The 1258-nt window shown below is 50.6% G+C and carries 1 protein-coding gene and 1 pseudogene; both read right to left on the reverse strand.

Features of this window, described 5'->3' with window-relative positions; all coding sequences use genetic code 11:
* A pseudogene (locus ACTHUR_RS11370) lies at positions 1-136 on the reverse strand (D-alanine--D-alanine ligase); the annotation flags it as partial.
* A gap of 87 nt (positions 137-223) precedes the next feature.
* On the reverse strand, positions 224-1258 hold a 1035-nt coding region (gene murC / locus ACTHUR_RS11375), incomplete at its 5' end, for a UDP-N-acetylmuramate--L-alanine ligase (protein WP_440398640.1).

Below are 1258 nucleotides of genomic sequence, written 5' to 3' on the forward strand. Positions count from 1 at the left end.
CTTTGGGGTCGAACGCATGGGCATCGACGCCTTTGCTTTTCAAGGCAGCCAAAATAGCGGCGCCACTGTCCAGCGAAACTTCGCGCTCGCTGGAGAAACCACCCATCAACACGGCCACTTTGCCAAAATTCTGCATAATTTCCACTTTCTTAAATACTGATACAGGCCGTCTGAATATTATTCAGACGACCTATCTGTCCTCAAAGGCCAATATGCCTGTTTATTATGATTGTTTCGACAATTCCACCAATGCAGACGGAACGCGGTTGATGCTGCCGGCACCCATATTCAGAACAACATCGCCGTCTTGCAAAACATTCAGCAGCATTTGCGGCAGGTCGGCAACGTTTTCGCAGTAAATAGGCTCAAGTTTGCCCAATACGCGGATGGCGCGCGCCAAGGCGCGGGAATCGGCTGCGGCAATCGGCTCTTCACCTGCGGCATAAACTTCGGTCAACACCAGCGCATCAACGGTATTGAGGACTTTAGTAAAGTCTTCAAACAAATCGCGTGTACGGGTATAGCGGTGCGGTTGGAAAGCCAAGACCAAGCGTTTTTCAGGGTATGCGCCGCGTGCAGCAGAAAGGGTTGCCGCCATTTCGACAGGATGGTGGCCATAATCGTCCACCAGCAAAACGGTTCCGCCGTTTGGCAATTTGATGTCGCCATATTTTTGGAAGCGGCGGCCGACGCCTTCAAAGCCGAGCAAGCCTTTTTGGATGGCTTCAACCGATGCGCCAACTTCCAGCGCAACACCAATAGCCGCCAACGCATTGAGGACGTTGTGGCGACCGGGCATATTCAAAACAACTTCAAACGGCTCTTGCTCATGTCCTTTCATTTGAACATGAACGGTAAATTTCATTTGAGCGCCGATGTTTTCAATATCGGTTGCGTAGATATCGGCAGTATCGTCCAAGCCATAAGTAGCGTAAGGCTTGCTCACTTTTGGCAAAATCGCGCGGACATGTTCGCTGTCGATGCACAAAAATGCTTTGCCGTAAAACGGCATACGGTGGATAAAATCGACAAACGCCTGATGCAGTTTCTCAACACTGTGGCCGTAAGTGTCCATGTGGTCTTCGTCGATATTGGTCACAACGGACATAATCGGGGTCAGGTACAGGAAAGAGGCATCAGATTCGTCGGCTTCTGCGACGATGTATTCGCCTTTACCCAAACGGGCGTTGGTACCTGCGGCATTGAGCTTGCCACCGATAACAAAAGTATGATCAAGTCCTGCCGCACCGAGAATAGA

Source organism: Neisseria sp. P0021.S007 (assembly GCF_051956855.1).